The 17,431-nt window shown below is 63.9% G+C and carries 18 protein-coding genes and 2 tRNA genes; 9 read left to right on the top strand and 11 right to left on the bottom strand.

Features of this window, described 5'->3' with window-relative positions; all coding sequences use genetic code 11:
• Window positions 1-61 precede the first annotated feature (61 nt).
• From E0702_RS13945 to phnD, 5 genes are all read right to left on the bottom strand, one after another.
• The gene (locus tag E0702_RS13945; RefSeq protein WP_132044861.1) at window positions 62-1,126 is read right to left on the bottom strand and encodes an endonuclease/exonuclease/phosphatase family protein; all 1,065 of its coding nucleotides are present in this window, start codon (window positions 1,124-1,126) and stop codon (window positions 62-64) included.
• Between the two features lie 138 nt (window positions 1,127-1,264).
• Window positions 1,265-2,074: a phosphonate ABC transporter, permease protein PhnE gene (gene phnE, locus E0702_RS13940; RefSeq protein ID WP_132044859.1), complete on the bottom strand. Its 810-nt coding sequence runs from the start codon at window positions 2,072-2,074 to the stop codon at window positions 1,265-1,267.
• Window positions 2,068-2,883: a phosphonate ABC transporter, permease protein PhnE gene (gene phnE, locus E0702_RS13935; RefSeq protein WP_132044857.1), complete on the bottom strand. Its 816-nt coding sequence runs from the start codon at window positions 2,881-2,883 to the stop codon at window positions 2,068-2,070. Before phnE (E0702_RS13935) ends, phnE (E0702_RS13940) begins: the two co-directional genes overlap by 7 nt.
• Window positions 2,870-3,679 (bottom strand): phosphonate ABC transporter ATP-binding protein, encoded by an 810-nt coding sequence (phnC, locus tag E0702_RS13930; RefSeq protein ID WP_132044855.1) that lies wholly within the window; start codon window positions 3,677-3,679, stop codon window positions 2,870-2,872. Before phnC ends, phnE (E0702_RS13935) begins: the two co-directional genes overlap by 14 nt.
• Window positions 3,680-3,763: 84 nt before the next feature.
• A complete protein-coding gene (phnD, locus tag E0702_RS13925) occupies window positions 3,764-4,768 on the bottom strand; it encodes a phosphate/phosphite/phosphonate ABC transporter substrate-binding protein (RefSeq protein ID WP_132044853.1) in 1,005 nt (334 codons plus the stop codon).
• Window positions 4,769-4,871: 103 nt separating this feature from the next.
• On the opposite strand from phnD, the gene E0702_RS13920 reads away from it, so the two are divergent.
• Window positions 4,872-5,489, top strand: coding sequence for a histidine phosphatase family protein (locus tag E0702_RS13920; RefSeq protein ID WP_240721765.1), 618 nt, complete (start codon window positions 4,872-4,874; stop codon window positions 5,487-5,489).
• Here the strand turns inward: E0702_RS13920 and glpD are convergent.
• Complete coding sequence (gene glpD, locus E0702_RS13915) at window positions 5,446-6,972, bottom strand: glycerol-3-phosphate dehydrogenase (RefSeq protein ID WP_205741934.1); 1,527 nt, start codon at window positions 6,970-6,972, stop codon at window positions 5,446-5,448. The genes E0702_RS13920 and glpD overlap by 44 nt on opposite strands.
• Window positions 6,973-7,108: 136 nt before the next feature.
• Entirely contained in the window at window positions 7,109-7,867 is a 759-nt protein-coding gene (locus E0702_RS13910; RefSeq protein WP_132044849.1) for a DeoR/GlpR family transcriptional regulator, read from the bottom strand.
• Window positions 7,868-8,052: 185 nt separating this feature from the next.
• On the opposite strand from E0702_RS13910, the gene glpK reads away from it, so the two are divergent.
• The 3 genes from glpK to E0702_RS13895 all read left to right on the top strand — a co-directional run bounded on the left by glpK (window position 8,053) and on the right by E0702_RS13895 (window position 9,842).
• Window positions 8,053-9,537, top strand: coding sequence for a glycerol kinase GlpK (gene glpK / locus E0702_RS13905; protein WP_132044847.1), 1,485 nt, complete (start codon window positions 8,053-8,055; stop codon window positions 9,535-9,537).
• 124 nt (window positions 9,538-9,661) lie between these two features.
• Window positions 9,662-9,738: transfer RNA gene (locus E0702_RS13900), tRNA-Val, on the top strand.
• 27 nt (window positions 9,739-9,765) lie between these two features.
• A tRNA-Val gene (locus E0702_RS13895) sits at window positions 9,766-9,842 on the top strand.
• Window positions 9,843-9,897: 55 nt separating this feature from the next.
• Here E0702_RS13895 and E0702_RS13890 read toward each other — a convergent pair.
• The 4 genes from E0702_RS13890 to E0702_RS13875 form a co-directional block, all read right to left on the bottom strand.
• Entirely contained in the window at window positions 9,898-10,356 is a 459-nt protein-coding gene (locus E0702_RS13890) for a GAF domain-containing protein (protein WP_132044845.1), read from the bottom strand.
• A 202-nt stretch (window positions 10,357-10,558) separates the two neighbouring features.
• Window positions 10,559-11,353 carry a MetQ/NlpA family ABC transporter substrate-binding protein gene (locus E0702_RS13885; RefSeq protein ID WP_132044843.1) on the bottom strand — a complete coding sequence of 265 codons (795 nt, stop codon included), beginning with the start codon at window positions 11,351-11,353 and terminating at the stop codon, window positions 10,559-10,561.
• Window positions 11,354-11,429: 76 nt separating this feature from the next.
• The gene (locus E0702_RS13880; RefSeq protein WP_132044841.1) at window positions 11,430-12,083 is read right to left on the bottom strand and encodes a methionine ABC transporter permease; all 654 of its coding nucleotides are present in this window, start codon (window positions 12,081-12,083) and stop codon (window positions 11,430-11,432) included.
• A complete protein-coding gene (locus E0702_RS13875) occupies window positions 12,064-13,125 on the bottom strand; it encodes a methionine ABC transporter ATP-binding protein (RefSeq protein WP_132044839.1) in 1,062 nt (353 codons plus the stop codon). Before E0702_RS13875 ends, E0702_RS13880 begins: the two co-directional genes overlap by 20 nt.
• 384 nt (window positions 13,126-13,509) lie before the next feature.
• On the opposite strand from E0702_RS13875, the gene E0702_RS13870 reads away from it, so the two are divergent.
• The 5 genes from E0702_RS13870 to ung all read left to right on the top strand — a co-directional run bounded on the left by E0702_RS13870 (window position 13,510) and on the right by ung (window position 17,400).
• Window positions 13,510-14,142 (top strand): riboflavin synthase subunit alpha, encoded by a 633-nt coding sequence (locus E0702_RS13870; RefSeq protein ID WP_132044837.1) that lies wholly within the window; start codon window positions 13,510-13,512, stop codon window positions 14,140-14,142.
• Between the two features lie 184 nt (window positions 14,143-14,326).
• On the top strand, window positions 14,327-15,628 hold the full coding sequence (locus tag E0702_RS13865; RefSeq protein ID WP_132044835.1) for an NCS2 family permease: 1,302 nt from the start codon (window positions 14,327-14,329) through the stop codon (window positions 15,626-15,628).
• A gap of 26 nt (window positions 15,629-15,654) precedes the next feature.
• Window positions 15,655-16,200, top strand: a complete 546-nt coding sequence (locus E0702_RS13860) for an adenine phosphoribosyltransferase (protein ID WP_132044833.1) — start codon at window positions 15,655-15,657, stop codon at window positions 16,198-16,200.
• Between the two features lie 4 nt (window positions 16,201-16,204).
• A complete protein-coding gene (gpt, locus tag E0702_RS13855; RefSeq protein WP_132044831.1) occupies window positions 16,205-16,684 on the top strand; it encodes a xanthine phosphoribosyltransferase in 480 nt (159 codons plus the stop codon).
• A 17-nt stretch (window positions 16,685-16,701) separates the two neighbouring features.
• A complete protein-coding gene (gene ung / locus E0702_RS13850; RefSeq protein WP_132044829.1) occupies window positions 16,702-17,400 on the top strand; it encodes a uracil-DNA glycosylase in 699 nt (232 codons plus the stop codon).
• Window positions 17,401-17,431: the final 31 nt, after the last annotated feature.

Raw genomic sequence — 17,431 nt, 5'->3', positions numbered from 1 at the left:
ACGGCTTACGGCTTACGGCTTACGGCTTACGGCTTACGGCTTACGGCTTACGGCTTACGGCTTACTCTTGCTGCTCTTGCACCCTGCCCTCGCGGGCGGTTTCCCGAGCCTCGCGGTGCTCGGCCTGTTCGGCGTCGGGGGTATCATGCTCATCGGCTCGGACAGGCCGGAAGCAGAGCGTGCTCAGGATCGGAAAGTGGTCCGAGCCGAATCCGTCGAGTCGTTTCAGCTCGCGCAGGGTGAAGTGTTCACTGGTGAAGACGTGGTCCAGCGGCCAGCGTAGCAGGGGATACTTGGCATGGAAGCTGCTGAACATGCCGCGACCACGGCGCGGGTCGAGCATGCCACTGACCCGGCAGAACAGCCGGGTGGTACGTGACCAGGCGACATCGTTGAGATCTCCGGCCACCAGTGTCGGTACCGGGTCCGCGTGAATGGCCCTGCCGACCAGCAGCAGTTCGGCGTCGCGCCACAGGGACTCCTTGCTCTCACCGGGGGCAGGTGGACGCGGATGCAGGGCATGGAAGCGGATCTCGTCGCCGCAGCGTAGCCGGACGCCGGCCAGAATCGACGGAATGTCGTCCTGAATCAACCACTCGACCCGGGGTGAGATCAGGGGCAGGCGGGAGTAGAGATGCATGCCATAGAGGTTATCCAGCGGAATCCGCACGGCATGGGGCCATTCATGGTTCAGGGCGGCATCCAGCTGCTCCTGCCACCAGCCATCCGACTCCAGCGTCAGCACGATATCGGGTCGGTGATTGTGTATCTGGGTGATCAGATCCCGGGCATTGCGGTTGGGGGTGAGCACATTGGCGATCATCAGCGTCAGGCAGCGATCATCGTTGCCCGGCTCGGCTGCTTTAACCTGCACCGGCCAGAGCGGGGTCCACGGCAGCACATAGGCGAGCTGGATCGCCACGACCAGCAGACAGGCGCTCAGGCCGACCCACGACCAGGGGCCGTCGGAGAGTGCCCCGATGGGCAGCAGCAGCAGGGCGATACTGGCCAGCTGCACGCGAGGGAATTCGGCGATGCGAATCCACCACCAGGTGACGCGCAGCCGGGCCGCCAGGGTAATGACGAGCAACAGCAGGGCAAGCGCGGCGTAGAGAATGGAGATCATGGCGCTGGCTCACTTGTGGGTTGTGGCACCAGCATACCCTGTCGTGTTTCCTGGCTCGACTGTTGCTGGCACGACGTTAATTGGCCCGACGTTTGTTGGCTTGATCATTGCCGCTTCGCCTGGGGCACGCGGACTCGACTACATGACGCGGCGGCGCAGCAGGGCGGTAATGGCCTCCCCAACCAGGACCAGCAGGATGATGGCGACCAGGATAGTCGCCACCGTCTGCCAGGCGAAGGTGTCGATGGAGCCCTGCAGGATCACGCCGATGCCGCCGGCCCCGACCAGCCCCAGCACCGTGGATTCCCGGATATTGATGTCCCAGCGCAGGATGACGATGGCGAAGAAGGCCGGGACCACCTGGGGGACGATGGCATAGACGATCACCTTCGCCTTCGAGGCACCGGTGGCCTCCATGGCCTCCACCGGGCGGCGGTCGATCTCCTCGATGGCCTCGCCCATCAGCTTGCCGATGAACCCCACCGAACGACACATGATGGCGAGTATTCCGGCCAGCACGCCGGGGCCGAAGATCGCCACAAACAGGAGTGCCCAGATGATGGTATTGACCGAGCGACTCGCCACCAGGATGAAGCGACCTAGCCACAGGCAGGCACGATTGGGCGTGGTGTTCTGGGCGGCAATATAGGAGACCGGCAGAGCGATAAAGATGGTCAGCATGGTGGCAAGGGTGGCGATATGCACGGTCTCGACCATGGCATCGAGGATCTCGCCGAGTCGGCTCGGGTCCGGCGGCCACATGCGAGACCCCAGGCTCGAGATCTGGTTGGGCGCATCCCACACCCAGGGCCAGAAGATGTCGATATCGCGTACCGCCCAGACCACCAGCATCAGCGTCACCAGCATCACGCCGTAGCGGACAAGCTGTTCCCGGGGGGTATGGCGTCGCCAGATGCGAGCGGCCAGCAGGTCGTCGTTGTCTACCATATCCTCTTCCTTACCCAGCCGCTGACGCCCTCGCTGATGAGTATTACCGCGATGATCACCAGCAGGATGGCGAAGGCGAAGTCATAGTCGTAGCGTCCGAAGGCATTCATCAGGGTACTGCCGATGCCCCCCGCTCCGACGATCCCTACCACCGCAGAGGCGCGCAGATTGCTGTCGAGCTGATACATGGAGAGCCCCACCTGACGCGGCAGGATCTGGGGGAAGACGGCATAGTAGAGCGTTGCCAGGTAACCGGCGCCGGTGGAGCGCATGGCTTCCACCTGGCCCCAGTCGATCTCCTCGATCTCCTCGGCGAGCAGCTTGCCGACGAAGCCGATGGAGTAGAGGGTCAGGGTCAGGATCCCTGCCAGGGGGCCGAAGCCGACGGCAGCCACGAAGAGGATGGCGACGATCACCGGGTGGAAGCTGCGAGACACGATGATCACCGTGCGGCCCAGCAGGTAGATCGGCAAGGGAGCGATGTTGCGTGCCGCCATTACCGCGAAGGGGATCGACAGCAGGACCCCGAGCAGCGTGGCGAGAATGGCGATCTGCAGGCTCTCCGTAAAGCCGGTCAGCAGCAGGTCGAAGCGGGAGAAGTTCGGCGGAAAGCCTCCACCGAAGATGCTCGCCGCCCGTGGCAGCCCTTCGCCGATGCGCTCCCAGTTGAAGGGCAGGGTGGCCAGTGCCCAGCTCAGATAGCCAGCCAGCAGGACCAGCAGGCCATAGCGCAACAGGGGGTTGGCGATAAAGGATGGCTTGCGCCAGGCGCGGGCGCCGCGCTTCTCGCCGGGATCAGGTCCGGTCATGATCGGTCTCCCGCTCCTCCGTGCCCGTCTCGGGTGTCGTGGTCGCGTCTTCCGGCGACTCGATGCCGCCGTAGATGGCGTCCAGTGCCTCCTTTTCGAACTCGCCGGGCGTGCCATCGAAGATCATGGTGCCGTGTCTCAGGCCGACGATACGGTCGGTGTAGCTCCTGGCCTGGGCCACGTTATGGATATTGATCAGTACCGGGAGTGATAGCTCGCTGGCCAGGCTCTGCAGCAGCATCATGATCTGTTCCGAGGTGCGTGGGTCCAGTGATGCCGTGGGCTCGTCGGCCAGCAGCACCTCCGGTTCCTGCATCAACGCACGCACCACCCCTACCCGTTGGCGCTCACCACCGGAGAGTTCGTCGGCACGCTTGTTGGCATAGTGAGCGATCCCCACGCGTTCCATCAGTACGAAGGCGCGCTCGATATCCTCCGCCGGAAAACGACGTGTCACGGCCTGGAAGAGGCTGACGTAGCCCAGTCGGCCGGCCAGCACGTTCTCCATCACGGTGAGGCGGTCGATCAGGTTGAAGCCCTGGAAGACCATGCCTATCTTGCGTCGCACGCGGCGGAGCTCCCGCTGGCGCAGGTTGATGATCTCGGTGCCGTTGAGCCTGATCGACCCCGAGGTGGGCTCCACGAGGCGGTTAATGCAGCGCAGCAGGGTGCTCTTCCCTGCGCCTGAGGCGCCGACGATGGCGACGACACTATCGCCCTCCACGGCAAGATCGAGCCCCTTGAGCACGGGCTCGTCCTGACCGTAACGCTTGATCAGGTTGGTTATCTCCAGCATCGGCGGATCCAGGCAGGCGAAGGAGCGACGGAGTGACAGAGACGCCGGCCTTAGAGCCGGCCGGCGTCGTCTTGTCAGCGAGGATTACTCGAGGTTATCGGGGGTGTACTCGACCCCGTTGGCACTCTGGATGGTGCGGATCACCTTCCAGTGCTCCTGATAGTTGATGGGAATAAATTTCTCGACCCCCTCGAACTCCTCACCCAGCTCGGTGCCGGCGAAGTCGAAGCTGAAGAAGGCCTCCTCGATCCTGTCGACCAGGTCAGGGTGCAGGTTATGGGCATAGTTGTAGGAGGTAGTCGGGAAACTATCCGACTCGTAGAGGATCTTGACATCATCCGGGTCATACAGGCCACGAGCGGCCATGCGCTCGACGACCTCCGAGGCGACCGGGGCGGCATCATAGTCCTGCGCCACCACCCCTAGCATGGACTGGTCGTGGCTCCCGGAGTAGACCACCTCATAGTCCTCTCCGGGAACGATGCCCATCTCGGGGAACAGGGCACGCGGCGCCTGGTTGCCGGAGTTGGAGGTGGGCGAGGTATGGGCAACCCGCTTGCCCTTGAGATCCTCCAGATCGTCGATGCCGGAGTCGACGTGAGTATAGAGCTGAAGGGTGTAGCCGAAGCGACCGTCGTCGGACCCCATCAGCGCGAAGGGTACGGCCCCCGCCAGATTGACGGCGAAGGGGGTGGGGCCGGTGGAGAAGCCGGCAATATGCAGGCGGCCGCTGCGCATCGCCTCGACCTGAGCAGAGTTGGACTGCACGGCGAAGAAGCGTACATCGCGTCCGGTCACCTCCTCGAGATGCTCGATGAATGGCTGCCAGATATCGGAATAGATCGCCGGATCTTCCACCGGGGTGTAGGCGAAGATCAGGGTGTCGGGGTCGGCCCACTCGGACTCGTCGGTCGGGCGGTCGGCGACCATGTCGCCGTTCTCGTCACAGTAGATAGCATCCAGGGCGCCGCGTTCGCACTCCTCCTGAGCCTGGGCCTGGGTCGCGGCCAGCAGGGAGAGGGGCAGCAGCGAGGAGAGGGCCAGCGTGGCGAGCGGGAGCTTTCGAGACCGGAAAGGAGGGTGGATCATGGTGTGCCTCGTGAGATTATTGTTGTGTGACGCGTTCGGAAATCGACATGTGGATGATTGATTCCGAATACCATCAACCCAATCTAGAGTTCGGGATGAAAGCATGTCAACCACTTTCCCTGCCGTGACAGATCAGTGGCAGAACCGTTACCTGCTGATGCGCCATGGCCACAGCCTGGCCAACCAGCAGGGAGTGATCATCAGCTCGCCGGAACGCGGACTGGCCGATTACGGCCTCTCCCGCCAGGGGCAACAGCAGCTCGATCGTCTGCTGTCTGTCTGGCACTGGGCGGTCCCCGACCGCATCCTGCATTCGGACTTTCGGCGTACCAGCGAGACGGCAGAGCGCATCGCAGGGCACTTCGGGCTCGCGCTCGACGCCGAACCACGCCTGCGTGAACGCCACTTCGGTAGTCTCGAGGGCGAACAGGATGACCGCTATGCCGAGGTCTGGGCCAGTGATGCCCGCGACCCGGGCCATCACCAGGCGGGGGTGGAGAGCGTGGTCGAGGTGGCGGCACGGATGCGTGCGGTGATCGCCGAGCTGGAGCGGCGCCATAACGGGGAGAGCATCCTGCTGGTCAGCCACGGAGATCCGTTGCAGATTCTGCTGACCGCCCTGGAGGGGCGTGAGCTGAGCCGGCATCGCGAGCGCGAGCCGCTCAGCCCGGCGAGCATCACCCCCTTGCCGTCGGCGCCTGCTGTCCCGGGTGGTGGCTGATCCGTCGGGCCAGGTAGTGATCCAGCCGTTGTTGCTGGTTGGCTGTCAGGCTCAGTCCGAGCTTGGTTCGCCGCCACAGGATGTCATCGAGGGAGCGAGCCCACTCCCGTTCGATAAGGTAGTCCACCTCGGCGGCCGTCAGCCCGGCGCCGAACGCCTCGCCGAGAGCGGCCTGGGAGTCCTTGCCGTCGAGAAAGTTGTGGCACAGGCTGCCATAGGTGCGTGCAAAGCGCCGCGCCTGGGCGGTGTCCAGAAAGGGGTAGGTCGTCAGCAGGTGTGCCTCGAAGCCGGCCTGGTCGCCGATATCCCCCCCCGGCAGTGGGGTGGTGGCGGTCCAGGCGGCGGCCATCCCTGGTAGATATGGGTTCAGGGCCGTCAGGGCCGCCTCGGCGAGCTTGCGGTAGGTGGTGATCTTGCCGCCGAATACCGAGAGCAAGGGGGCGCCCCGGGTGTCTAGGTCGAGGGTGTAGTCCCGGGTCATGGCCGAAGGATCCGCCGACTCGTCGTCACACAGTGGGCGTACGCCGGAGAAGGTGCGGATTACGTCATCACGGGTAAGCCGGGCGGTGAAATGAGCGTTGATCACCGAGAGCAGGTAGTCGACCTCCTCCTCGCTGGCTTCGACCTTGGCGGGATCGCCCCGGTAGCGCCGATCGGTCGTGCCGATCAGGCTGAACTCCTGATCATAGGGCAGCACGAAGACGATGCGACCGTCGGTGTTCTGAAGGATAAACGCCCGCTCATCCCGGTTGAGCCGGGGCACCACCAGATGGCTGCCCTGGATCAGGCGCACCCCGTAGCGTGAAGCCCTTCTGGCCTGGCGACTTACCACCTCTTCCACCCATGGGCCGGCGGCGTTGACCAGGGTGCGGCAACGCCGGGTCAGGCGCCGGCCCGAATCGGACTCTTCCAGCTCGATCTCCCATTGACCCTCCGCCTCTTTGACCCCGGTACAGCGTGTACCGACCATGATCTCGGCGCCGTTGTCGCGAGCCTGGATGGCATTCAGCACCACCAGGCGGGCGTCATCCACCCAGCAGTCGGAGTATTCGAAGCCGCGGGTGATCTCGGGAATCAGGCCCAGGTCTGGAGTAAGCGTGATGGCCCGTGAGCCAGGCAGTTTCTTGCGTTTGCCGAGATGGTCGTAAAGGAACAGCCCGGCACGCAGCATCCAGGTCGGACGCAGGTGAGAGCGGTGGGGGAGGATGAAGCGCAGTGGCCAGATGATATGCGGGGCCTTGGCGAGCAGCACCTCGCGCTCGCGCAGGGCCTCACGTACCAGTCGAAACTCGTGATGCTCCAGATAGCGCAAGCCGCCGTGGATCAGCTTGCTGCTGGCCGACGAGGTGGCGCCGGCGAGGTCCCCCTGCTCGCACAGGCCTACCGACAGGCCACGGCCGGCGGCATCGTTGGCAATGCCGCTACCGTTGATGCCGCCGCCGATCACGAAGAGGTCGAGCACCTCATCGGACGTATCGTTCATGGGGCTTCCTTCCGGAGTATCCGGCGTCGCATGATGTTTGAATTCGAAAATAGACGAAAACAAAACGAACATCAAGGCGGGGCCTGGACTCTAGCCTGGCAGACCAGCGTGTGCGCGTCGGGCGAGAAAGGGGGAGTCAGGCGATATGCAGTGCTACATCATGCTGCTCGAGCAGGCGGCAGATGGCGTCGGGTGGTGTGCGGTCGGTAAACAGGGCGTCGAGCTGGGTCAGGTTGCCCTGTCGAACCACCGGGTTGCGCTGGAACTTGGAGTGGTCGGTGGCCAGAAAGATCTTGCGGGAGTTGCGGATGATGGCCTGTGCGACACGCACTTCCTGATAGTCGAACTCCAGCAGTGAGCCATCCTCGTCGATGCCGCTGATGCCGATGATGCCGAAGTCGACCTTGAACTGGTTGATGAAGTCGATGGTCGCCTCGCCGATGATGCCGCCATCGCGGGAGCGGACCTGACCGCCGGCGATGATCACGTTGAAGTCCTCCTTGTGCTGGAGAATCGCCGCCACATTGAGATTGTTGGTGATCACCTCCAGCCCCTGGTGGGCGAGCAGTGCCTCGGCGATCACCTCGTTGCTGGTACCGATGTTGATGAACAGCGAGGAGTGGTCGGGCACGTGTCGGGCGAGCAGGGCAGCGATACGCTGCTTGGCCTCGAGGTTGAGGGTCTTGCGGGTCGAGTAGGCCGTATTGACGGTGCTCGACTCCAGCCCAGCCCCACCATGGACGCGGCGGATGCGCCCCTCGGCGGAGAGGGTGTTGAGGTCGCGGCGGATGGTCTGGGGCGTGACCGCGAAGTGTTCGGTGAGCTGCTCGATACTGGCATAGCCCTGGCGACGCACCAGCTCGATGATCGCGTCCTGGCGTTGCTGTTGGTTCATGGGGTCTCCTCGGCTTCCCGGAATTTTTTTCATCGCCTTCATCGCCACGGCCGTCGCCGGCGGTGTGTCGGTGCGTTGGCGTTTGAGCGCGGTGATCGACTGGAGTAGTCTGAATGATCATAAACGAACATTGCCGTCAGGGCTTCGCCCAGTTTTGCCATTAACCCCGTCACAGGATGCTTGCCATGGCTTCATACCTTCTGGCCATCGACCAGGGCACTACCAGCTCCCGCGCAATCCTCTTCGATCGCCATGGGGTGTGCGTGGCTTCGGCACAGCGTGAGTTTCCCCAGCACTTTCCCCACGATGGCTGGATTGAGCATGACCCCGAGGATATCTGGGAGAGCGTGCTCGCCACCTGTCGCGAGGTGCTGGCCGAGGCGGGGGTGCCCCCCCAGGCGATCGCCGGGGTCGGTATTACCAATCAGCGCGAGACGACCCTGGTGTGGGATCGGAACACCGGGCAGCCGCTATACAACGCCATCGTCTGGCAGGACCGCCGCACCGACGAGGCGTGCCATGCCTTGCGCCGGGCGGGGCATCTTGATGATGTTCAGGCGCGAACGGGTTTGCTGATCGACCCCTACTTCTCGGCCACCAAGCTGGCCTGGCTGCTCGACGAGGTGCCTGATGCCCGGGCCCGGGCCGAGCGTGGCGAGCTGGCCTTCGGCACCGTCGATACTTTTCTGATCTGGCGTCTGACCGGTGGTCGAGTGCATGCCACCGATGCCACCAACGCCTCGCGTACGGCCCTGTTCAATATTCATGAACAGTGCTGGGACGAGGCGCTGCTGGCCCTGTTCGATATTCCGGCGAGCCTGCTGCCCGAGGTCAAGGACTCCAGCGACGACTTTGGTGTGCTGGAGCGCCAGTGGCTGGGGCATGAGCTGCCCATCGCGGGGGTGGCGGGCGACCAGCAGGCCGCCCTGGTCGGACAGGCCTGCTTCTCGCCGGGCATGGGCAAGAGTACCTATGGCACCGGCTGCTTCATGATCGTCAACACCGGGGAGAGCCCCGAGGTCTCGCGCAATCGCCTGCTGACCACGGTGGCCTACCGGTTGAATGGCAAGCCCACCTACGCCATGGAGGGCAGCATCTTCGTGGCGGGGGCCACCGTGCAGTGGTTGCGAGACGGCCTGCGGCTGTTTGCCGATGCCGCCGAGACGGAAGCCCTGGCCTGCCAGACCCGCAGTGGGCACAGCGTCTATCTGGTGCCGGCCTTTACCGGTCTCGGGGCACCGCACTGGGATCCCAGGGCACGAGGTGCCATTCTTGGTCTGACCCGGGACACCGGGATTGCGGAGATCGTGGCCGCCGGGCTGCAGGCCGTCTGCTATCAGACTCGGGACCTGCAGGCGTGCATGGATGACGATATGGCGGCATCCCCGGGCATCCTGAGGGTCGATGGCGGCATGGTCGCCAACAATTGGGTGATGCAGTTTCTCGCTGACATGCTCGGTGTCTCGGTGGATCGGCCGACGGTGCTGGAGACCACGGCACTCGGCGCGGCCTATCTTGCCGGCCTGCGCCTGGGTTGGTATCGCGACCTCGAGGAGATTGCCGGGCTCTGGCGGTGTGAAAGGCGATTTTCGCCGCAGATGGACGAAGGGGAGCGTGAGCGCCTCTATGCCGGCTGGAAGGAGGCCGTCGAGCGGGTGCGCACCCAGTAGTCCTGTGCCGGGCCAAGATGCTGATTCCTCGGCCTTGGCGGGAATATTGGGCTTGCATTTTCGGAATGGATGGGTAGAATACGCATCCGTTGCCACGCATGATGCCATGCGGCAGACGAGATGCAGGACCATAGCTCAGTTGGTTAGAGCGCCACGTTGACATCGTGGAGGTCGGCGGTTCAAATCCGCCTGGTCCTACCAAGTCTCATCTCTGGCAGCATCCGTTTCAGGACCATAGCTCAGTTGGTTAGAGCGCCACGTTGACATCGTGGAGGTCGGCGGTTCAAATCCGCCTGGTCCTACCAGACTTCGAATCACCCCCGCAGCCTCGCTGCGGGGGTGATTTGCTATGCAGGCGTGCTAGGTGAGGTCGGTGCGCTCGATAAAGGTGGCGACCAGGGCCTCGACTCCCTCCCGGTCGGCGGCATTGAAGCGGGCTTGCCGCGGGCTGTCCAGATCAAGCACGCCCCACAGGTGATCGTTCACGATGACCGGTACGACCAGCTCGGACCGCGATGCTGCATCGCAGGCGATATGGTCGACCACGGCGTGGACGTCATCCACCCGCTGGGTGGTGCGAGTGCGTGCCGCGGCACCACACACCCCCTTGCTGAAGGGGATCGGGTGGCAGGCCGGCTTGCCCTGGAAGGGGCCCAGGGTAAGCAGTTCGGGCTCGCCCTGTAGATAGAAGCCGACCCAGTTAAGGTCGGCTACCTGCTCCATGATAAAGGCGCAGGTCTGGGCGCTATTGGTCAGCCAGTCACGGGTATCCAGCAGCGCCGCCAGTTGGCGGTTCAGCAGCGAGTAGTCGGGTGTCATCTTGGCTCCTTGAAACGCAAGGGCCGGCCTTGCGGCCGGCCCTTTAGCTATCCGAGTCATTCGTCACTCGGGGCTGATCCGTCGCCAAGCCTTCGAGGAGGCGCTGTGAACCCTTCCCTGGGCGCTACCGACGCCGTCCATGGCGTAGGACCTCCTCTTCGGCTTGCCCCCGGCGCCCCTCGCGGCAGGCAATCAAGCTACCTTACTTCCAGCCGGGTACCGCCTGAGCGCCAAACAGCTCCTCGGCCTTGGCCTCGACCGCTTCGGTCTGATAGGCCTTGACCAGCTGCTGGATCGCCTCACGCTCCTCGTCACCGCCACGCACGGCGATCAGGTTGACGTAGGGGGACTCCGGACCCTCCTTGATCAGGGCATCATCCAGGGTCAGGCCGGCCGGCTGGGCGAAGGTGTTGTTGATAAAGGCCATGTCCACATCGGGCAGTACCCGCGGCAGCTGGGCGGCCTCGATCTCGCGGAACTCGAAGTCGCGCGGATTGGCGGCGATATCCAGCGGGGTGGCTTCGAGGTTCTCGGGATCCGCCAGCTCCAGCAGTCCCAGATTATGCATCAGGATCAGAGAGCGACCCTCGTTCGAGGGGTCGTTGGGCAGGGCGATGGTGGCGCCGTCCGGGAGCTCCTCGATGCTGTCGTACTTGTCGGAGTAGGCGCCGATGGGGTAGACGAAGGTGTAGCCGGCGACGGCGAAGTCGTAGCCACGATCCTCCACCATGGAGCGCATGTAGGGCTCGTGCTGGTAGGCGTTGGCGTCGAGGCTGCCGTCGGCTAGGGCGGCATTGGGGGTGACATAGTCGGTGAACTCGATGATCTCAACCTCGAGGCCATACTCGCGCTGGGCGATCTGGGCGGCGACCTCCATCACCTGGGTCTCGGGGCCGGCGACGGTGCCGACCTTGATGGCGTGATCGTCGGCGAGGACGGCGCCGGCGCCCAGGGCCAGGGCGGAAGCGAGGGCGGTAGTGAGCAGTGTCTTGTGCATGAAACGGAATCTCCAGGTCTCGAGTCGGTGTAGGTGATGATAACGAAATAAGAATAAAAATTTAAATAGCATTTGGCTATTTATGATCGCTCTTGCGCACCAGATAATCCCCCAGGCTCTGAAAGCCCTGCACCATGACGACCAGGATCGCCACGGTAATCAGCATGATGGTGGGGTTGAAGCGATTGTAGCCGTAGCGGATGCCCAGGTCGCCCAGGCCGCCGCCACCGACGGCACCGGCCATGGCCGAGTAGCTCACCAGGGTCACGATGGTAACGGTAAGGGCGGTGAAGATGCCGCCCCTGGCCTCCGGCAGCAGTACCTTGTGAATGATCTGCCAGGGAGTGGCGCCCATCGACTGGGCAGCCTCGACCAGGCCCGGGTTGATCTCGTTGAGCGCACCCTCCACCAGGCGTGCGATAAAGGGAATCGCGGCGATGGTCAGTGGCACCGCGGCGGCGTTGGTGCCGATGGAGGTGCCCACGAGCATGCGCGTGAAGGGGATGATCGCCACCATCAGGATGATGAAGGGGATGGAACGGCCGATATTGGTGACGATGCCCAGTACACTGTTGAGCACCGGCTGGGCCAGCACCTGGCCAGGACGGGTGACATAGAGCAGCACTCCCAGCGGGATGCCCGCCAGGGCTGAGATCACCCCCGAGATGCCCACCATATAGAGGGTGTCGAGTGTTGCCTTGAGAATCAGTTCAAGCATCGCGCTGGACATGGCCGAGCACCTCCACCTTCAGGTCGTGGGATTCGAGATAGTCGAGGGCCTCGCGGGTCTTGGCCGCAGGACCCATGAGTTCGGCGATCATCAGGCCCAGCGTGCGCTCCTGGATCGATTCCACCTTGGCCTGAAGGATGCTGACATCGACGCCGCACTCTCTGGCCAGGCGCGAGACCAGCGGTGCGGCCACGGCATCGCCACGGAAGGCCAGCCGCACCACCGGGTGAGTGTGCGGGCCCGGTGACTCTTCGAGGCGCTCGATAAGGGCGCGCGGAGGCTCCAGCTTGAGAAAGTCATTGAGGAACTCACGCCCCAGATGCGTGCTGGGTGAGGTGAAGAAGTCGCCCACCTCGGCCTCTTCCACCAGCTCGCCGTCGGAGATCAGGCTGACGCGATGGCAGATCGACTTGACCACCTCCATCTCATGGGTAATCAGCAGGATGGTCAGGCCGAGCTGCTGGTTGATATCGCGCAGCAGGGCGAGGATCGAGCCGGTGGTCTGGGGGTCGAGGGCCGAGGTCGCCTCGTCGCACAGCAGTACCTTGGGACGGCTGGCCAGGGCGCGCGCGATGGCCACGCGCTGCTTCTGACCGCCGGAGAGCTGGGCCGGGTGCTGGCTGGCCTTGTCGGCGAGGCCGACCAGCTCCAGCAGGGGGGTGACGCGGCTGCGGATCTCGGAGCGTGGCATGCCCATCAGCTCCAGGGGGAGGGCGACGTTGGCGAAGACCGTGCGATTGGTCAGCAGGTTGAAGTGCTGAAAGATCATGCCCATGCCGTGCCGCGCCTGGTTGAGCGCCTGACGCGACAGGCCGGTGAGCTCCCGCCCATCGACGGTGACGGTGCCCGTAGTGGGGCGCTCGAGAAGGTTGACACAGCGAATCAGCGTCGACTTGCCGGCCCCGGAGAGGCCGATCACGCCATGGATTTGGCCCGCAGGCACGTGGAAGTCGACCTGCTTGAGTGCCTGGACGCTTCGGGCGACGCCATCACGGCGTCCCTTGAGCTGGTAGGTCTTGGAAACGTTGTGGAGTCGGATCATGGATGCCACCGCTGGGGGCGCCGAGGCGGGCGGTGCAGGATGGGGGCAAAAAAAGGCCACCCTGGCGGGTGGCCATCAACGCTGGACACACCCTTTTAGCTGCACTTCACGGCTTGATCGAGTCATGCCGCGGGCGCCCGCAAGCCGGGTTCAAATCGGCGCCGTTCAATGTAGCCGGCAAGCATAGGGGCAGGCCTTCGACCTGTCAATCCTGCCGCATGGCATCCTGTTGGATGCCGCCTGGTGCCACAACATGCTTTGTCGATGGCGTGTTTTCCAGTGGATATTGTGGAATTGCACGGCGATGGACGGGGAGGGGAAGAATTTCCTACACTCATGCCTCTTTCCGCCCCGTACGGGGGCACCAGCAGCCAAGGAGACATCATGTTCACTGGCATCGTGCAGGGCACCGCCGAGGTGGTGGCCATCCATGAGGCCGAGGCCTTCCGAACCCATGTTGTCCTGTTGCCGGAAGCGCTGCGCAGTGGGCTGGAGGTCGGCGCCTCGGTGGCCCACAACGGGGTCTGCCTGACGGTAACCGCCATCGCCGAGGAAGGGGTGAGCTTCGATCTGATGCGCGAGACGCTGCGGGTCACCAATCTCGGCACTCTGGGGGTGGGGGATCGCGTCAATATCGAGCGGGCCGCGCGCTTCGGTGATGAGGTCGGTGGCCACGCGATGTCGGGGCATATCATGGCGCAGGCTGAGCTGGTCGAGCTCGATGAGGCGCCCAACAACCGCCGGCTATGGTTCGAGCTGCCGCATGCCCTGGGACGCTTCCTGTTCGACAAGGGGTATATCGGTGTGGATGGGGCGAGCCTTACCATCGGTGAGGTACGCCGGGCCACCGGCGGGCAGGGGCCGCGCTTCTGTGTCGACCTGATTCCCGAGACACTGCAGCGCACCACCCTGGGGGAGCGTGTGCCGGGTGACTGGGTCAATATCGAGATCGATCCCCAGACCCAGGCGATCGTCGAGACGGTCGAGCGGGTGCTGGCGACCAGGGCGACCGAATAGTGACGTCGAGAAGGCGTTGGTGGACGGACTGGCGATTGCCCCATGAGTTGCTTATACAGAGTGCAGGATTGAAGACCGCCGAATAGGCGGTCGCCTCGCATCAACGGAGGGCTTTGGGTACCATGTGCCGCTTTTCCCGCCCCCCGGAACTCCCATACCGTCCACGCGCGCAGGAACGAGCCCCATGAAGAGCCTGATAGACAAGCATTTCAAGCTAGCCGAGCACAGCACCAGCATCAAGACCGAGGTCATCGCGGGGATCACCACCTTCCTGACGATGGCCTATATCATCTTCGTCAACCCCAGCATCCTCTCCGAGGCCGGCATGGACTATGGTGCGGTCTTCGTGGCGACCTGCCTGGCTGCGGCACTGGGCTGTCTGGTGATGGGGCTGTGGGCCAACTACCCCATCGCCCAGGCGCCGGGCATGGGACTCAACGCCTTCTTTACCTACGGTGTGGTGCTCGGCATGGGCTACACCTGGGAGGCGGCCCTCGGGGCGGTGTTCTTCTCGGGGCTTATCTTCCTGCTGCTCAGCATCTTCCGGGTGCGTGAATGGATCATCAACTCGATTCCGCTCTCGCTGCGTCTTGGCATCGCGGCCGGTATCGGCCTGTTCCTGGCAATGATCGCCATGAAGAATGCCGGCATCGTGGTCGCCAATCCGGCCACCTACGTGTCGGTGGGGGACCTCTCCGAGCCCTCGGCACTATATGCCTTGCTGGGCTTCTTCGTGATAACCGCGCTTTCCTACATGCGGGTCACCGGCGCGGTGATGATCGGTATCCTCGGCATCACCGTGCTCTCCATGCTGCTGGGGCATAACGAGTATGGTGGCCTGATGTCCATGCCGCCCTCCATCCTGCCCACCTTCATGGCGCTGGACCTGGCCGGGGCGCTGGATATCGCCATGCTGAGCGTGATCTTCGCCTTCCTGTTCGTCGATCTGTTCGACACCTCCGGCACCCTGATCGGCGTGGCCCACAAGGGGGGACTGCTGGACAAGGAGGGCAAGCTGCCGCGCATCGGTCGCGCCATGATGGCCGACAGTACGGCCTCCATGGCCGGCGCCGTGCTGGGTACCTCCACCACCACCAGTTATGTGGAGTCCACCGCCGGCATCGTCTCGGGCGGGCGCACCGGCCTCACCGCCGTGGTGGTGGCCGTGCTGTTCCTGATCAGCCTGTTCTTCGCCCCGCTGGCGGGTTCCATCCCGGCCTATGCCACCGCCGGCGCACTGCTCTATGTGGCGGTGTTGATGGCCAGCAGCCTGGCTCACGCCAACTGGGATGATCCCACGGATGCCGCGCCGGTGTTGATCGCTGCCCTGGCCATGCCGCTGACCTTCTCCATCGCGGAAGGGATTGCGCTGGGCTTCATCAGCTTCGTTGCCATCAAGGCGTTGTCGGGCCGCTTCCGCGATCTCAACCCCGCGGTGATCGTGCTGGCCCTGCTGTTTGCCGCCAAGTTCCTGTTCCTCGACTGAACGAACACTCACTACCGAGAACCGTCATGAGCATCTACGGCGACTATATCAAGTCCGTCATTCGCACCGTTCCCGACTGGCCCAACCCAGGGGTGAACTTCCGCGATATCACCCCGCTGCTGCAGAACAGTGCGGCCTTTCGCAAACTGATCGACAGTTTCGTGCATCGCTACCAGGAGATGGACATCGATGCCGTGGCGGCCATCGATGCACGCGGCTTCATCGTCGGTGCACCGCTGGCCTATGAGCTGGGATGCAGCTTCGTGCCGGTGCGCAAGAAGGGCAAGCTGCCGTTTCGTACCATCAGCGAGACCTATACCCTGGAGTACGGCGAGGCCGAGGTGGAACTGCACTCCGACGCCTTTCAGAGCGGTGATCGCATCCTGATCGTCGATGACCTGATCGCTACCGGCGGTACCATGCTGGCCGCGGCCAAGCTGATCAGCCGCAGCGGTGGCCAAGTGGTGGAGACCGCCACCATCGTCGATCTGCCTGATCTCGGTGGGTCGCAGCGCATCCGCGAGGCCAAGTACAGCGTCTTCGCCGTCTGCTCCTTCACCGAGGACGAGTAACGTCATGAGCACCAACCGCTACCACCAACACTTCACCGTCTCCTGGGATCAGCTGCACCGCGACGTGCGCGAGCTCTGCCGCCGCCTGGTGGAGCGCGACTTCAAAGGGGTCATCGCCATCACGCGCGGCGGCCTGATTCCCGCAGCGCTGATTGCCCGCGAACTCAATGTTCGCGTGATCGACACCGTCTGCATCAAGAGCTATGACCATATGGAACAGGGCGGACTCGATGTCCTGAAGGGTGTCGACCATGACGGCGACGGCTGGCTGCTGGTCGATGATCTGGTGGATACCGGCAAGACCGCACGCAAGGTGCGCGAGATGCTGCCGCGTGCGCACTTCGTGACCGTCTACGCCAAGCCCGAGGGCAAGCCCCTGGTCGACCAGTATCTGACCGAGGTGGCTCAGGAGTGCTGGATCCAGTTCCCATGGGATATGGGTGTGGCTTATGTCGAGCCGCTGGTCGATCAGGTCAAGCGCTGAGGCGAGGAGGGCCGGGGATGGCTGCACCATTACCCGCCAGCTGGCAGCAGTGGCTGGAGGAGGAGTTTCAGGCGCCCTACATGCAGGCGCTGCGCGACTTCCTGGCCGCCGAGAAGGCGGCCAGAAAGGTGATCTACCCGCACTCCTCGGAGTGGTTTCGAGCCTTCGAACTGACACCGCTGGAGAGGGTCAAGGTCGTGATCCTCGGCCAGGACCCCTATCACGGCCCCGGTCAGGCGCATGGACTGTGCTTCTCGGTGAAGCCTGGCGTGCGCACGCCGCCCTCCCTTGTCAATATCTACAAGGAGCTCGAGGCAGACGTCGGTTTCACACCCGTGTCCCACGGTAACCTGGAGCACTGGGCGCGCCAGGGCGTGCTGTTGCTCAACACCTCGTTGACGGTGGAGCAGGGCTGCGCCGGCTCGCATCGGGGACGCGGCTGGGAGGCCTTCACCGACCGTGCGATCGAGACCGTCAGTGCCCACGCCGAGCCCTCGGTATTCCTGCTGTGGGGCAGCCATGCCCGTCAGAAGAGAACGCTGGTGGACCGCTCGCGCCATCTGGTGCTGGAGTCGCCACACCCTTCGCCGCTCTCGGCCTACCGCGGCTTCTTCGGCAGCCATCACTTCTCCCGGGCCAATGCGTTTCTCGCCGAACACGGCCGTGAGCCCATCGACTGGCAGCTACCCGAGCGCATCGATGAGAGTACGCCTTAACCTCAACGCAGGATGCGAGTAGAATGGCGCG

The organism is Halomonas marinisediminis (assembly GCF_004347715.1).
In the GTDB taxonomy this organism is placed as follows: domain Bacteria; phylum Pseudomonadota; class Gammaproteobacteria; order Pseudomonadales; family Halomonadaceae; genus Halomonas; species Halomonas icarae.
The sequence above is the reverse complement of the archived record's forward strand: the minus strand, read 5'-3'. Positions and strand labels throughout refer to the sequence as shown.

Bases quoted from the DNA above. Each gene is read 5' to 3' on its own strand.
- E0702_RS13945 (WP_132044861.1), bottom strand. From the start codon at position 1,126: ATGATCTCCATTCTCTACGCCGCGCTTGCCCTGCTGTTGCTCGTCATT.
- phnE (WP_132044859.1), bottom strand. From the start codon at position 2,074: ATGGTAGACAACGACGACCTGCTGGCCGCTCGCATCTGGCGACGCCAT.
- phnE (WP_132044857.1), bottom strand. From the start codon at position 2,883: ATGACCGGACCTGATCCCGGCGAGAAGCGCGGCGCCCGCGCCTGGCGC.
- phnC (WP_132044855.1), bottom strand. From the start codon at position 3,679: ATGCTGGAGATAACCAACCTGATCAAGCGTTACGGTCAGGACGAGCCC.
- phnD (WP_132044853.1), bottom strand. From the start codon at position 4,768: ATGATCCACCCTCCTTTCCGGTCTCGAAAGCTCCCGCTCGCCACGCTG.
- E0702_RS13920 (WP_240721765.1), top strand. From the start codon at position 4,872: ATGTCAACCACTTTCCCTGCCGTGACAGATCAGTGGCAGAACCGTTAC.
- glpD (WP_205741934.1), bottom strand. From the start codon at position 6,972: ATGAACGATACGTCCGATGAGGTGCTCGACCTCTTCGTGATCGGCGGC.
- E0702_RS13910 (WP_132044849.1), bottom strand. From the start codon at position 7,867: ATGAACCAACAGCAACGCCAGGACGCGATCATCGAGCTGGTGCGTCGC.
- glpK (WP_132044847.1), top strand. From the start codon at position 8,053: ATGGCTTCATACCTTCTGGCCATCGACCAGGGCACTACCAGCTCCCGC.
- E0702_RS13890 (WP_132044845.1), bottom strand. From the start codon at position 10,356: ATGACACCCGACTACTCGCTGCTGAACCGCCAACTGGCGGCGCTGCTG.
- E0702_RS13885 (WP_132044843.1), bottom strand. From the start codon at position 11,353: ATGCACAAGACACTGCTCACTACCGCCCTCGCTTCCGCCCTGGCCCTG.
- E0702_RS13880 (WP_132044841.1), bottom strand. From the start codon at position 12,083: ATGTCCAGCGCGATGCTTGAACTGATTCTCAAGGCAACACTCGACACC.
- E0702_RS13875 (WP_132044839.1), bottom strand. From the start codon at position 13,125: ATGATCCGACTCCACAACGTTTCCAAGACCTACCAGCTCAAGGGACGC.
- E0702_RS13870 (WP_132044837.1), top strand. From the start codon at position 13,510: ATGTTCACTGGCATCGTGCAGGGCACCGCCGAGGTGGTGGCCATCCAT.
- E0702_RS13865 (WP_132044835.1), top strand. From the start codon at position 14,327: ATGAAGAGCCTGATAGACAAGCATTTCAAGCTAGCCGAGCACAGCACC.
- E0702_RS13860 (WP_132044833.1), top strand. From the start codon at position 15,655: ATGAGCATCTACGGCGACTATATCAAGTCCGTCATTCGCACCGTTCCC.
- gpt (WP_132044831.1), top strand. From the start codon at position 16,205: ATGAGCACCAACCGCTACCACCAACACTTCACCGTCTCCTGGGATCAG.
- ung (WP_132044829.1), top strand. From the start codon at position 16,702: ATGGCTGCACCATTACCCGCCAGCTGGCAGCAGTGGCTGGAGGAGGAG.